Genomic DNA, 14,161 nt, shown 5'->3' with positions numbered 1-14,161 from the left:
CATGACAGAAAAAGAAACATTGGACATTCTGCTGAATGTTTACGCTTATCACCATGCTTATCAGATTGTAAAGGCCAGCCGGGAGTTTTCTGACGACATTGACTTTCTTTTGGAGCTCTTGAAGGAAAGACGCGAACTCAATGTTGATTTTCTCTTTGAGCACCAAGCGCGTCTGAAAGAACTGGAAAGTGCCCATCAGATTTCTCTTTTGGATAATGCTTACGAAGAAGAATTGCTGGCAAACTATATCATGGATTTGGAAGCAAAGCTGCGCAATGATAACATTATCGACTTTGTCAGGAGTGTCAGTCCGATTTTATATCGGCTGTTCATGCGTTTGCTGAACAGTCAGATTCCAGATATTGAGGATTATATCTATGATGCCAAAAATGACCAATATGATCTCTGGGAATTTGACAAGATGCATCAGTCTTCAAATCCCTTTGTTCAGGATTTTGTCGCTAAGAGAAGAGACAGCAAGGTAACTTCCAAAAGCTTGGTTGACTTTATCCAGCTGACTGATCTGCCTGAAGAAATTAAGGCTGCTGTTTTGCTCTTGCGGGACTTTGAAAAATCAGCCCGCAACCCTCTGGCTCACCTCATTAAGCCGTTTGATGAAGAGGAACTCCACCGGACAACAGGCTTTTCGTCCAAAACATTTTTAGAGAAGATAATTGCTTTGGCTGTTTTTTCAGGAGTCATTTATGACAGTCAGACCTTTTATTTTGACAAGGTCAATGCCTTAATTAAGAATCTTTATTAGGCCAGCTTATTTAAAAAACAGTCTGACAAAAAAGAACTTGCCGGCTCTCAGGCTGTAGACAAACCTCCGTTTGCTTACCCTGATAAGCAAAAAGAACTGCAGACTGCCATATAAATTGACACGAGCGCAAGCAAGCTAACTAAAGGATACTTCCGCCGTGATGAAAGTGGCAGAAATGGTGAATGTAAGCCGATTCTGCCACTCGGAAACTTTGAGACCACGGCTCAAAGTTTAGGCATGGAATTCCGCAGGAAGTCGCTGTGACGATTGCCGTTAGAAATCGATACTATTTCTAACGGCAATCTAATGCAAAACCTAGTCAAGAGCTATAGCGTTGGCGTTTGGTTTTGCCGTCCGACATCACCTAAGGAAGTATCAAAGAAAAGAGACTTTTTCTGCAAACTGAAAAGAGCCGTCAGGCTCTTTTTTACTTATTAAATTTAACTTCTTCAAGAAGGTAGTCGATGAATTTTTCGCCCATTTTGGAGAGATTGGCTTTTTCATGTTTGAGATAGATAATGTCAATCTCATCTTCAACATCAAGGGGAATGGAAACAATATTGTCGCCGTTGAGATTGCTGTTTAAGATACCGGTCGCGATGGTGTAGCCGTCCAGCCCGATCATGAGATTAAAGAGTGTAGCCCGGTCGGATACGACGATAGATTTTTTGTGGGAAATCTGCGACATGATTTCTTCTGAGAAGTAAAAGGAATTGTGAATCCCTTGATCATAGCTGAGATAGGGGAAATCTTCCAAATCGCTCATGGAAACCATTTTTCTATCGGCCAGAGGGTTGGACTTGCTGACAAAGATATGCGGATGGGCCTTGAAAAGATTGGTATAAGTCAAGTGATTGTCATCAAACATCTTGGTCAAAACATCATGATTATAGCTGTTTAAAAAGAGCACGCCGATTTCTGAACGAAAGTTTTTCACATCGTCAATGATTTCGTAGGTTCTGGTTTCACGCAGAAAAAGCTCATAGCGGGTCATGTCTGTTTCCTTCAGCAGACTGACAAAGGCATTGACAACAAAAGCGTAGTGCTGAGATGAAACACTGAAGAGTTCGCGCGTGTGCCCCTGGCTTTTGTAGCGCTCTTCCAGCAAGGCTGTCTGTTCAACCACCTGACGGGCATAAGATAAAAACTCTACACCGTCCTTAGTCAGCGTGATGCCTTTAGGATTGCGGATAAAGATTTCAATGCCCATTTCCCGTTCCAGATCACGAACTGCATTGGACAGCGACGGCTGAGTAATAAAGAGCTGTTTGGCAGCCTCGTTCATGCTGCCGGTTTCGACAATTTTGATAATGTAATGTAATTGTTGGATACGCATATGCTTATTGTAACACAAATGAGGCTGTTAATAAATACAGCCTGCTTACAGGCGGCTTTTTGCTTAAAGCTCATCATTGCAAAGGAGCTCTTGAAATGGTATAATGAACAGGTTAATATTACCTATCAAATAAATTATAGTTTTGGAGAAGAAAAGCATGGTTAGTCGCTCAAATAGAAGTCAACAGAGTCATTCTACAGGAAATCATAAAAAGCTAAGTGTTATTAACAGTATCCTCTTAGTTCTTTTTACCGTCCTGTCTGCTGTGACTCTCTTTTTTGTTTTTGCCTATGATTTCTTAGCTTTCAGAAGTCTGAATGTGATTGCAGCAGTGGTCTTGATTGCAATTGTTTTGCTGTCGCTGGTCTTGATTTTGAAAAAACGTGCCGTCAAATTCACCTTTGTTCTTCTTTTGCTGGGAAGCTTAGCGGCTTCAGGCGCTCTATACTTTCTGAAATCAGCCATTGATGTATCTGACAGGATGAATCAAACGGCTTCCTATTCAGAAGTTAAAATGAGCGTCGTTGTTCCTAAGGACAGCTCAGTGTCCAAGGTCTCTGATTTAAAGAGTGTTTTAGCACCAACCGGCAATGACGGAACTAACATTGCCTCTCTTATCAGTAAGATTCAAACTGATAAAGGTGTTGATTTGACCACAGAAGCGACTGATTCTTATCAGAGTGCTTATCAAAGCCTGCAGGAAGACTCCAGCAAGGCTATGGTTTTAAACAGCGCCTACAGTGATTTGCTGTCACAGACTGATGAAAATTATAAAGATAAGCTAAAGACAATTTACACTTACACGATTAAACAAAAGGTAGCCTCAGCTCGAAAGAAAACCAATAAAGATGTCTTTAATCTTTATATCAGCGGTATTGACAGCTATGGTTCTATCTCATCGGTTTCACGCTCAGATGTCAATATCATTATGACGGTCAACCGTAAGACCAATAAGATTCTTCTGACAACAACACCGCGTGATGCCTATGTTCCGATTGCTGACGGCGGCAACAACCAAAAAGATAAATTGACGCATGCAGGGATTTATGGTATTGATTCATCAATCCACACCCTAGAAAACCTCTATGACATTGATATTGATTACTATGCCAGAATTAACTTTACGTCTTTCCTGACCTTGGTCGATTTGCTGGGCGGCATTGAGGTCTACAATGACCAAGCCTTTACTAGCCATATCGGTCACTATGATTTTCCGGTTGGAAAGCTGAAATTGGATTCTGAAAAAGCCTTGGCTTTTGTCCGCGAACGCTATTCACTGGAAGCAGGGGACAATGACCGCGGCAAAAACCAAGAAAAAGTCATCGCAGCTATTGTTGACAAACTGTCTTCTATGAAAGCTGTATCCAATTACAACAGCATCATCAAAGGACTTGGCAAATCCATTCAAACCAACATGTCCTTAAATACCATGATGTCTCTGGTGAACTCACAGCTCGAGTCCGGTTCAAAATACACGGTCAAATCACAAGCACTCACCGGCACAGGCTCAACCGGAGAACTGACATCTTACGCCATGCCTAATGCCAGTCTTTATATGCTGTCTATTGATGAATCTAGTCTGACAAAGGCTAAAGATGCCATCAATGACACCATGGACGGGAAATAAACACTGAAACTTGAAGATAAAGCTATTTTTTCTAGACTATGTTTTGAAGTTCTAAAATGCCAATTTAAATAGCATTTATCTGTGAGCGGAGCGAGCTCTAACTGAGACTTTGTCTGCACTCTGAGCCGTTCCAAAGAATCGGCCAAACCCATGATTTATGAAAAAGCAAAGAAGGAGGGGATTATTTGACTGAGAATGACCTTGAGGAGGTTCATCGGTTTTATTTATATGTCAAGCGTCTGCTGGATATTATTATCGGTCTTTTGGGCGCCGTTTTTCTCCTGCTTCCGGTTTCGGTGATTATTGCTGTTTTCTATCTTTTTGGCAGAGACAAGGGCGGTATCTTTTTTACCCAGGAAAGAATGGGCAAGGGAAGAAAGGCCTTTAAAATCATAAAATTCCGCTCCATGGTTGTCAATGCTGAGGACGTTTTGAAAACAAATCCTGAACTCTACCAGCAATACCTTGATAACAGCTACAAACTGCTGCCTGAAGAAGATCCAAGACTAACCCGAATCGGCCATTTTATCCGAAAAACCAGTATTGATGAATTGCCGCAGTTTATCAACCTGATTAAGGGAGATATGAGCTTTATCGGTCCCAGACCTATTTTGGCTTCTGAGTTAGACGAGTACACACCGAGTGAACAGGCTGAACTTCTGTCTATCAAGCCCGGAGCAACAGGTTGGTGGCAGGTTTCCGGCAGAAGCGAGGTCTTATATCCCGAGCGCTGTCAGCTGGAGCTCTATTATGTCAGAAATTTCTCTTTTAAGTTGGATTTGAAAATTTTCTTTTTGACGATCAAAAAAGTTTTCACAGGTGAAGGAGCCCATTAGGCAGGAGTCTGAACCTTTGATAGCATTAAACCAGATTATCCGTAAATGGAGTAGTATATACAGTGAACCGCTATAATTCCGTCAGATTTAATTTCGTGATGAACTTTATTCTGACCATCTCAAACTTTATTTTTCCTCTGATAACCTTTCCCTATGCGTCCAGAGTTTTACAGGCTCAAGGGGTCGGAACGGTATCGTTTGCGACGTCCATCATCACTTACTTCACCATGGTAGGCATGATGGGGATTCCGACTTATGGGATCAGAGCCTGTGCCAAAATCAGAGATGATCAGGCAAAATTACGGAAAACCGTTCAGGAAATTTTTCTGCTCAATGCCATCGTCATGCTGATTGCTTTGGCGGGCCTGGGCATCTCGGTTTTAATGATTCCCAAACTGTCCCAGGAAAAATTGCTCTACTTGATCATGTCCTCAACATTGATTTTTAATGTTTTAGGCGTAGAGTGGCTCTATAAGGCTTTGGAAAAATATTCCTATATTACAGTTCGGTCCATTATTTTCAAATTTCTGTCGCTGATTTTACTGCTCCTTTTGGTGAAAAACAAAGAAGACTATGTCATTTACGGCGCCATAACCGTATTTGCAGGCGTAGGTTCCAACTTGATGAACTTCTTAAATTTAAGAAGACTGATCGACCTCAAACCTCTCAAAAATTTGGATTTAAAACAGCACATCAAGCCCTGTCTGACCTTTTTCCTCTTAACGGTATCAACAACCATTTATCTCAATGTCGATACTACTTTACTGGGATTTATCAAAGGGGACCATCAGGTCGGCTACTATACTGCCGCTGTAAAGATCAAGCAGATTCTTGTCAGCATCGTAACATCACTGGGAACGGTTTTGCTGCCCCGTTTGTCCTTTTACCATGAGCAGGAACGCCACACGGAATTCAGAACCCTTGTTGAGAAGGCTCTCAGTTTTGTTTTTGTCCTGGCAGTGCCTTTGACGGTGTTCTTTGTGCTTGATGCTAAGGAAAGCATTCTCTTTTTATCGGGAGACAATTTCCTGCCTGCGGTTCTTCCCATGCAGCTGATTATGCCGACGGTTATTTTTATCGGTATTTCCAATTTAATGGGCATCCAGATTTTGGTTCCCATGCAAAAAGAAATGCTGGTGGTGGTATCCACAATCATCGGAGCAGCAGCTGATGTTTTGATTAATGTCATCACCATTCCTTTATTCGGTGCTGCAGGGGCGGCCTTTGCCGGCAGCATTGCAGAGCTGACAGTTGTTTTGGTTCAGCTGTATTTCTTACGTGATTTGATTGTGCCCATGCTCAGGCGAATCGGTCTATGGAAGATCATCTTAAGCACACTGGCAGCAGTCTGTATCACCTTAGTTTTAAAAGGCTTCTTGTCGTTTGGAACCTTCTTAACCCTTGCTGTGACAGCGCTTGTCTTTTTTGCTGTTTATGGTCTGTTTTTGCTTATCACAAGAGAAAAGTTTACGTTAGATACCCTTCAATCATTATTGCTGCGGTTTAAATAGGAGATTCACATGTCACATTATGATTACTTAGTAGTAGGGGCAGGCTTATTCGGTGCCGTTTTTGCTCATGAGGCAGCCCTCAAGGGCAAAAAAATCAAGGTCATTGAAAAGCGCAGCCACATTGCCGGCAATATCTATACCAAAGAAATGCACGGCATTCAGGTTCATGAATACGGTGCCCATATTTTCCATACATCAGATAAAGAAATTTGGGATTATATCAATCAGTTTGCGGAGTTCAACCGCTATACCAACTCACCCATTGCCAACTATAAAGGGGAGATTTACAATCTTCCCTTCAATATGAATACCTTCAATAAGCTGTGGGGCGTTGTAACGCCTCAGGAGGCACAGGCAAAGATCGAAGAGCAGCGCGCCGTTTTGGGCGGCAAAAAGCCGGAAAATCTGGAAGAACAGGCTATCTCTCTTGTCGGCACGGACATCTATGAAAAGCTCATCAAAGATTATACCGAAAAGCAGTGGGGCAAGGCCTGCCGGGATCTGCCGGCTTTCATTATCCGCCGGCTGCCGGTCCGTCTGACCTATGATAATAATTATTTCAACGACACCTATCAAGGCATTCCTATCGGCGGCTACACACAGATTGTTGAGAAAATGCTGGCTCATGATAATATCGATGTTGAAGTGGGTGTGGACTTCTTTGCGGATAAGGAAGGCTATCTGGCAGATTTTCCTAAGATTGTCTTTACCGGGATGATCGATCAGTTCTTTGATTATCAGCTGGGAGAGCTGGAATACCGGAGCCTTCGTTTTGAGACGGAGACACTTGATATGGAAAATTATCAGGGCAATGCCGTGGTCAATTACACGGACAGTGAAACACCTTATACACGGATCATTGAGCACAAGCATTTTGAATTTGGCACTCAGGAAAAAACGATTATCACCAAAGAGTATTCCAAGACCTGGCAAAAGGGAGATGAGCCTTACTATCCTGTCAATAACGACCGCAACAACCATCTCTACAGTGCTTATAAAGCCATGGCGGATAAGGAAAGTAAGGTTATCTTCGGCGGCCGCTTGGGGCAGTACCGCTATTATGATATGCATCAGGTGATTGCTGCAGCTCTTCAATGTGTCAGAAAAGAAGTAAAGTAGAGGATTAGCGTGAAAGACATTAAATTAATTGTGGCAACACACAAGCAATTTAAAATGCCCAAGGATCAAAATCTTTATCTTCCCCTGCATGTCGGCCGGGAGGGTAAGGAAGATCTCGGTTATACAGGGGACAATACGGGCGATAATATTTCGCGCTTAAATCCCTATTACTGTGAGCTGACCGGCCTTTACTGGGCATGGAAAAATCTGGACTGTGACTATCTGGGTTTAGTCCACTATCGGCGCTATTTCACCAAAAAGAAACAGTCTTATAAAGAAGACCTAAAGATTGATGAGGTCATTCTTTCGCAGTCGGATACAGAAAAGCTCCTTGATGAGGTGGATATTGTGGTACCTAAGAAGCGCAAGTACTATATTGAGACCCTTTATTCCCACTATGCCCATACCCATGATGCCAAGCATCTGGATGTCACCAGAGAGATAATGGCAGAGCTGTATCCGGATTATCTCCCAGCTTTTGACAGCGTCATGAAGCAGCGCAGCGGCTATATGTTCAATATGTTCATCATGAAAAAAGAGCTGTCTGATGCCTACTGCACATGGCTGTTTGCCATTATTGACGAACTCTACAAACGTTTGGATCTGGCGGGCTATTCGAGCTTTGATGCGCGCTTGTTTGGCCGTGTCAGCGAGCGTCTCTTTAATGTCTGGCTAGCTCAGCAAAAAGAGCTTACCATCAAAGAAGTTCCTTTCATGTATATGGAAAAAATCGACCTTTTCCAAAAAGGGAAGTCCTTCTTAGCCGCTAAATTTTTAGGAAAGAAATACGGGAAAAGTTTTTAGGAGAGGAGAAGAAGGAGATGATGCTCTTTTTAATAATACTGATAGCATCAGTATCATTAGCAGTCAATTTCAGAATTTCAAATAAAGACTTCATGAATCCGGCTGTCATTTTTTCATTAATATTTTTAGCACAGGCTGTCATGTGTGTTCTGGCACTCACTTATATGCGGCTGACCTTTCATATCGAAACGGTTCTTATTTTAACGGTCGCTTTTGCCATATTTACGCTGTTTAATTTCTATTATTCAAGGTCGTCTTCGAAAAAACAAGCAGCTGCTGCAACGCAAATAAAAAACAGTGAGCTGAAGTATATTCATTTACCAATGCTGGTTTCACTTGCTTTTATTGGATTGCTGTTGGTTGTTATTTTCCTCAAATATCAGCATTTAACACAGCTGGCAAATGCTTTGGATCATTCGGACTATTCCCTGTCTCAAAAGATTTCTTTTTTCAACGATATGTCTAAATTTCATTCAGACCATTATCGTGAACTAGGAATTATACCGCCGCGATATTATAATATTTTTAAAACAGTATCCTTTTCTTTTGGCTACCTCACGCTATTTGTTGCTATCAACAACTTTGTAGCCTATAAAAAAATAAGGATTGAACAAGTAATAACACTTCTTTTAATGTGTTTTGCCATTTATCTTGCCGGAAGTAGATCTCCGCTTTTGCGTATGCTAACATTCGCAATTTGTGTTTATTATATTTTGTATCTCAAAAAAGATTCAGGCATTGGCATCAAAAAACAATTACTTAAAAGATTTCTGATTATCGGTGTTATCACTGTTGCTTTGTCCTTAGTAACCATGGGCATTTTTGGCCGTTCAAGTCATTACAACCTTTTTCATTACTTGTTCATTTATACAGGTGCTCCGCTTTATAATTTAGATGTCTTTATTCAAACCTATGCTTTGCCGATACCGCAAGAATATCTGGGACAGCAGACCTTCTCGACCTTATATAACTATGTGTTTGCCAAAGTCGGCAACGATGACCGTATTTATACCCTGGATATTCCTTTTGTCAGATACAGTGTGAAATACGGTCTCGGCAATGTCTACACAACTTTTTATCAGTTTATCTATGACTTTGGTCTGTTTTTCTGGCTGCCTGCCTTTGCAGTCATTCCATGGTACTATTCTAAATTTTATGATAAAATTGTTAACCATCCGGCTGCTCATTCCATAATTGATTTCAGACTGTTTATTTACGCGTATTTATTTAATGATTTGTGCATGCTGTTCTTTTCTAACCGTTTTTATGAAGCAGTTTTAAATATTACAAATTTGGAAATCTTTATTATTGCCTATGTATTAAGTTCTCTCATTTTCACGAGATCTTTAGGAATTGGAAAGTATAAGCTACAGTTTTAAATAAAAGAATTTCTACCGGTAGTATTACTGGTAAATATGAAAATTTTAGGAGTACAGAGTGCAAAAATTATTAACCATATCCATTGCAGCTTATAATGTTGAAGATTATATTAAAGAGACACTGGACTCGCTGGTGGCTTCCAAATATTGTGACCGTTTGGAAATCTTTGTTGTCGATGATGGCGGAAGCGACCGAACATATGAAATTGCCCAAAAATATCAAAAACAATATCCTTCTGTCATTCCTGTTCACAAAGAAAATGGGGGATACGGAACAACTGTTAATTACAGCATGGCGCATGCGACGGGCAAATACTTTAAGTTATTAGATGGTGATGATTGGTTTGATACTGAGAGCTTGGATCAGCTCATCGAATTATTAGATCACAGTCAGACGGATGTCCTGGTGACACCCTTTAACTGGGGTCCAAATAAAAATGAATTACAAAAGAAAAGTTTGACGGCTTATCCCCAAGAACCAACTCTGTTTTCTCATCTCAAAAACTACCAAACGATCAGTATGTGGAGTTTATGCTATCGAACGGATATTTTGCGGCAAGCCTCTTTTGAATTGCCGGGCAGAACCCTATATACCGATATTTTGTATGCAACCATTCCTTTTGCCTACATTAAAACTATTCAATATGTTGATTTGCCGGTCTATGGCTATCGTGTAGGACGTGATGGCCAAAGTGTCAGCCGTGAATCAAGGATTAAAAATGCGGAAATGATGCTGGGAATCAGTGAACGGTTAGCGCAATTCTACGCTAATAAGAAAACGAATGAGAATGCTTCTTATCTCTTGCATCGGGCAACATCGGCTTACCTGCAGGGAGTTAAAACCCTATTTCTCTTGGATGTCACGAAAGAAACCAAACAGCGTCTGAAAACCTTTGATCAGGCCATTCACTCGGCTTCTTCTGAAGTTTATGAAGGGATTTTGGCCTTGGGCAAACTGGGTAAATTTTTAAAATTAGTTCGCATGACAAACTATCAGGCTTATTACTTATTAAAAGTTTTATACCCTAAAGGATTTCCTAATTGGATTTAGTAAGGGACTGAGCATGACAGATAAAACATTACGAGATTTACAGCTGGCCGAAATTGAAATTTTCAAAGTGTTTCAAACCATCTGTGAAGCCCATCAGTTACATTATTTTATTATCGGGGGGACGCTGATCGGTGCTGTACGCCATGGCGGCTTTATTCCTTGGGATGATGATATTGATGTAGCTATGCCGCGTGAAGATTATGAAAAGTTTATCCGTATTTTTAAGGAACAAAATGTCCGGCCTATTGACATAGCGTATTATAAAGATAATCCTAGCTTGTATTTTTACCCTATTCGTTTGGTTAATACCCAAGTTCAGATTACTGACCCCAGAACTAACCGGCCTGCTCCGGTATGGATGGACATTTTACCTATTGACGGTTTGCCAAACCAAGCCATGAAGCGAAGACTTTTTAAATTAAAGATGGACAGCTACCGGCTGGCTCTTGGCCTGCATTATATTGATCAATTGCGTGATACCAAAAGAGATTGGAAGCAACGCTTTGCAATTACTTTTGGTAAAGTGACTAAAATTGGTAAACTTTTTAATCCGACCAAGGTAAAAAATCGCTTAGATGCCACTTTAAAATCACATTCAATTGAGCAGTGTGACGTCATTGGTACTTGTATGGGTGCCTACTATTTTAAAGAATTTGTACCGAAGGATTATTTTGGTTCAGGCACAACCATTGCATTTGAAGGGATGCAGGTAAAAGCACCTGAACAAGTTGATGCCTATTTGACTCATATGTATGGTGATTATATGAAATTGCCGCCGGAACATGAGCAGCTGGCACAGCATATTAACGTAAAAACAGAAATAGGAGAGCAGTGATTATGAAGAAGGTAATTACTTATGGAACATTTGATTTGCTGCATTATGGGCATATCGAATTATTGCGAAGAGCCAGCAAGTTAGGAGACTGTCTGATTGTTGCCTTATCAACTGATGAATTTAATTCACGTGAGAAAAATAAGAAAACGTATTTTTCCTACGAGGAACGTAAAAAAATGTTAGAGGCGATTCGTTATGTAGATAAGGTGATTCCTGAGGAAAATTGGGAACAAAAGCGTACGGATATAGTAGACTTTGACATTGATGTATTTGTTATCGGCAATGACTGGACCGGGCATTTTGATGATTTAAAAGATTTGTGCGAAGTGGTGTATTTGGAAAGAACGCCGGATATTTCGACCAGCCAAATCAAGGAGGATCTCAATGACAAAAAAACTGACGCTTAGGGAGATCCAGCTATTAGAGTTGGATATGCTGAAAGCTGTTGTTGCATTTTGTGATCGTCATCAATTAACCTATGTTTTATGCGGTGGTACTTTATTAGGAGCTGTCCGACATCAGGGATTTATTCCGTGGGATGATGATATTGATTTGTTGATGCCGCGGGAAGACTACGAAAAATTTTTAGCGTTGCACAGTACTTTTGAGGAAGAATTTCCTTTTACAGTGGCCAGCAATCGTCTTAATAATTTAAAAAGACCATACTGCCGCATCTTAAATAAAAAAACAATCTGCAATAGGCAATTTATTGACGATCCGCAAGAGAATTTTCTATGGATTGATATTTTTCCTTTGGATGGTTTGCCTAGTGATAAACAAAAAGTACAATCCTATTTGAATCAGATGGGCAGATTAAACAAACTCTTAGTCATTGCACTGTCCAGAACTGGCGAAGGCAAGTCTAAGCTTAAAAAAATAGTCAAACCGGTAGCTAAAAGCTTGCTGAAAGCAGTAGGTGTCAAACGTCTGGTTGACCATACGGATAAAGTTTGCCGGCGTTATACTATTGCAGACAGCGATTTTGTCGGTGAGAATATCATGGCCAGAAAAGCGCAGGAAATGATGCCGAAAGAGGCTTTTTTGACAACTGTTGATGTTAACTTTGAAGGTTTGACCGTTAAGGGACCTTCCAATTGGGATTACTATCTAGAAAAGAAGTATGGCGACTATATGCAATTGCCGCCGGAAAGCGAACAAGTCAACCACACGGCAGATATTTATTTGGTGGAAGACTGAGTTTTCACAACCGACTTGACAATTTCCTTTAAAACAGTGTTTAAGTGGGATGTTTAATGTTGCTGTATCTGTTTACGACTGGATAGTAGGAATTGCACTTAATACTATGTTTATGATACAATGATAGACAATCAGTCAATCTTTAGTTGTTAAGTAAGATAGTTTAAGATGATACATTGATATTCGATGGAGTTATAGAATTAATAAATGAAATTGGTCAACTGCATCAACGTTTCTCAGAGGAATTTTTTGAAAAACATGTTCCTTATAATTTAAAAAAGATGCGAGTTGACAGTGTTTTATACGAAGAAAATTATGATGAGAAATTTATTACTCTAGTAGACGAGTACATAGAGGAGCTTGCTTTTTGGCAGATTTTTCTTGAATTTGATTCTAATTCACCCGTGATTGAAACGCGGTTTCGAGGTAAAAATAAAGAGTCCGCTCTAAATAAACTGTATTATTATCGTTTTGGCAGAAATGTTTCTGAAATCCCCATTCAGAAATGTTTGAACGACTTACTGGGATTTCGTATTGTCATTGATGGTAATGTTGATTATGAGCAGTTATTAGCTGACATTAGAAATTCTGATGCTTTGGAGGTTGAACTTTTTCGTCCATATGTCCGACAAGATAAAGATTACATAGGAATTCATATTTATTTTAAAAGCGGTCATAATCAGTATTTTCCGTGGGAGCTTCAAATTTGGGAGAAATCTGATGAAATATTAAACGAAAAGTCTCATAGGGATCATAAGGAAAAGCGCCAGTATATTAGTTGGACTGAAATTTATAAAGGTAATAAGCATAGAGAGGAGTAAGAGGCTATGGTGCAGCATGTCATTGTTATCGCTAGTTCTTATCGGCTTGGCAAGCGTATTGCTTGGCATTACGCAGCTGATGTTATTGATAAAAGTGTTTTAAAAGGGCTGGAAGATAAAACCAGAACTTTATTAGGGCGACCAGATTATGCTATTCATAAATTGACAACTGATTCAAAAGACTGGAGCAGTGTTGTTAATAAAGACAGCTTTTTTGAAGGAATTAAAATTTATAGCAGTCTAGATAAATTCTTAAAAGAAATTTCAAGCGATAAAAAAATAACAGCTCTTGATATTGCAAAGTATCTTCTTTCTGTTCAGCCAATGTCAAATCTTAAGCTGCAAAAGATGATCTATTTGATCTATGCTGATTATCTTACTAGAACTGGGAAGAAACTTTTTGATGATAAAATTATTGCTATGCAATATGGACCAGTTATACGAGAGGTTTATGACTTTTACAAAGGGCATGGTCGCGAAGAAATTGATGAAAGAAGCGACGAACATGTGGTAACGTTAAATGAAATTACGATGCCGCTTGCTTTAGCTAAAATTCTTCAATCAGATGATGAAAAATCTATTATTTCTTCGATTAAGTCCACTATTGAGACGTTTAGTAAAAAGACAGCTTCGCAATTAGTGACAATTACGCATAAAGAGGGAAGTCCGTGGAGTAGGGCTAAGGATGTAGGCCTTTATTCAGAGATTACAGATGATCTTATTCTAACTTATCATGCTGTTGAGATGATTTAATCACTGATAAATGGACTAAAATGTTCTAATCCATTCTTTAATTCCCCATTTGACATCTATCTGATTTCAAGCTATAATGAGAAAAAATGAAATAACCTTTAATGGAGTCCAGAGAGGCTGTCAAGGGAA

At 39.9% G+C, this 14,161-nt stretch carries 14 protein-coding genes; 13 read left to right on the top strand and 1 reads right to left on the bottom strand.

Annotated features, from left to right (window positions below):
• Position 1: 1 nt before the first annotated feature.
• Entirely contained in the window at positions 2 to 763 is a 762-nt protein-coding gene (locus AC4HAF_RS05960; protein WP_491097046.1) for a LytR family transcriptional regulator, read from the top strand.
• Between the two features lie 427 nt (positions 764 to 1,190).
• Here AC4HAF_RS05960 and AC4HAF_RS05955 read toward each other — a convergent pair whose 3' ends face one another.
• Positions 1,191 to 2,099 carry a LysR family transcriptional regulator gene (locus AC4HAF_RS05955; protein ID WP_491097045.1) on the bottom strand — a complete coding sequence of 303 codons (909 nt, stop codon included), beginning with the start codon at positions 2,097 to 2,099 and terminating at the stop codon, positions 1,191 to 1,193.
• Positions 2,100 to 2,256: 157 nt separating this feature from the next.
• Between AC4HAF_RS05955 and cpsA the strand changes: the two genes are divergently transcribed.
• From cpsA to AC4HAF_RS05895, 12 genes are all read left to right on the top strand, one after another.
• A complete protein-coding gene (gene cpsA / locus AC4HAF_RS05950) occupies positions 2,257 to 3,726 on the top strand; it encodes an LCP family glycopolymer transferase CpsA (protein ID WP_491097044.1) in 1,470 nt (489 codons plus the stop codon).
• Positions 3,727 to 3,911: 185 nt separating this feature from the next.
• Positions 3,912 to 4,562, top strand: a complete 651-nt coding sequence (locus tag AC4HAF_RS05945) for a sugar transferase (RefSeq protein WP_491091196.1) — start codon at positions 3,912 to 3,914, stop codon at positions 4,560 to 4,562.
• Between the two features lie 98 nt (positions 4,563 to 4,660).
• Positions 4,661 to 6,073, top strand: a complete 1,413-nt coding sequence (locus tag AC4HAF_RS05940) for a flippase (RefSeq protein WP_491097043.1) — start codon at positions 4,661 to 4,663, stop codon at positions 6,071 to 6,073.
• Positions 6,074 to 6,082: 9 nt separating this feature from the next.
• Complete coding sequence (gene glf, locus AC4HAF_RS05935) at positions 6,083 to 7,192, top strand: UDP-galactopyranose mutase (protein ID WP_491097042.1); 1,110 nt, start codon at positions 6,083 to 6,085, stop codon at positions 7,190 to 7,192.
• A 9-nt stretch (positions 7,193 to 7,201) separates the two neighbouring features.
• Entirely contained in the window at positions 7,202 to 7,996 is a 795-nt protein-coding gene (locus tag AC4HAF_RS05930; protein ID WP_491097041.1) for a DUF4422 domain-containing protein, read from the top strand.
• 17 nt (positions 7,997 to 8,013) lie between these two features.
• Entirely contained in the window at positions 8,014 to 9,375 is a 1,362-nt protein-coding gene (locus AC4HAF_RS05925; RefSeq protein ID WP_491097040.1) for an O-antigen polymerase, read from the top strand.
• A 58-nt stretch (positions 9,376 to 9,433) separates the two neighbouring features.
• Positions 9,434 to 10,426: a glycosyltransferase family 2 protein gene (locus tag AC4HAF_RS05920; RefSeq protein WP_491097039.1), complete on the top strand. Its 993-nt coding sequence runs from the start codon at positions 9,434 to 9,436 to the stop codon at positions 10,424 to 10,426.
• 13 nt (positions 10,427 to 10,439) lie between these two features.
• On the top strand, positions 10,440 to 11,261 hold the full coding sequence (locus tag AC4HAF_RS05915; RefSeq protein ID WP_491097038.1) for a LicD family protein: 822 nt from the start codon (positions 10,440 to 10,442) through the stop codon (positions 11,259 to 11,261).
• A 2-nt stretch (positions 11,262 to 11,263) separates the two neighbouring features.
• Positions 11,264 to 11,668, top strand: a complete 405-nt coding sequence (gene tagD, locus AC4HAF_RS05910) for a glycerol-3-phosphate cytidylyltransferase (protein WP_491097037.1) — start codon at positions 11,264 to 11,266, stop codon at positions 11,666 to 11,668.
• Positions 11,646 to 12,458 carry a LicD family protein gene (locus tag AC4HAF_RS05905; RefSeq protein ID WP_491097036.1) on the top strand — a complete coding sequence of 271 codons (813 nt, stop codon included), beginning with the start codon at positions 11,646 to 11,648 and terminating at the stop codon, positions 12,456 to 12,458. The genes tagD and AC4HAF_RS05905 overlap by 23 nt, the downstream gene beginning before the upstream one ends.
• Positions 12,459 to 12,634: 176 nt before the next feature.
• Positions 12,635 to 13,279, top strand: coding sequence for a hypothetical protein (locus AC4HAF_RS05900; protein ID WP_491097035.1), 645 nt, complete (start codon positions 12,635 to 12,637; stop codon positions 13,277 to 13,279).
• Positions 13,280 to 13,285: 6 nt separating this feature from the next.
• Positions 13,286 to 14,032 (top strand): Panacea domain-containing protein, encoded by a 747-nt coding sequence (locus tag AC4HAF_RS05895; RefSeq protein ID WP_491097034.1) that lies wholly within the window; start codon positions 13,286 to 13,288, stop codon positions 14,030 to 14,032.
• Positions 14,033 to 14,161 lie beyond the last annotated feature (129 nt).

Source organism: Streptococcus sp. ELY_90 (genome assembly GCF_058314475.1).
The sequence above is the reverse complement of the archived record's forward strand: the minus strand, read 5'-3'. Positions and strand labels throughout refer to the sequence as shown.

Coding starts and splice junctions, on each gene's coding strand:
- AC4HAF_RS05960 (WP_491097046.1), top strand. CDS start 2: ATGACAGAAAAAGAAACATTGGACATTCTGCTGAATGTTTACGCTTAT.
- AC4HAF_RS05955 (WP_491097045.1), bottom strand. CDS start 2,099: ATGCGTATCCAACAATTACATTACATTATCAAAATTGTCGAAACCGGC.
- cpsA (WP_491097044.1), top strand. CDS start 2,257: ATGGTTAGTCGCTCAAATAGAAGTCAACAGAGTCATTCTACAGGAAAT.
- AC4HAF_RS05940 (WP_491097043.1), top strand. CDS start 4,661: ATGAACTTTATTCTGACCATCTCAAACTTTATTTTTCCTCTGATAACC.
- glf (WP_491097042.1), top strand. CDS start 6,083: ATGTCACATTATGATTACTTAGTAGTAGGGGCAGGCTTATTCGGTGCC.
- AC4HAF_RS05925 (WP_491097040.1), top strand. CDS start 8,014: ATGATGCTCTTTTTAATAATACTGATAGCATCAGTATCATTAGCAGTC.
- AC4HAF_RS05915 (WP_491097038.1), top strand. CDS start 10,440: ATGACAGATAAAACATTACGAGATTTACAGCTGGCCGAAATTGAAATT.
- tagD (WP_491097037.1), top strand. CDS start 11,264: ATGAAGAAGGTAATTACTTATGGAACATTTGATTTGCTGCATTATGGG.
- AC4HAF_RS05905 (WP_491097036.1), top strand. CDS start 11,646: ATGACAAAAAAACTGACGCTTAGGGAGATCCAGCTATTAGAGTTGGAT.
- AC4HAF_RS05895 (WP_491097034.1), top strand. CDS start 13,286: ATGGTGCAGCATGTCATTGTTATCGCTAGTTCTTATCGGCTTGGCAAG.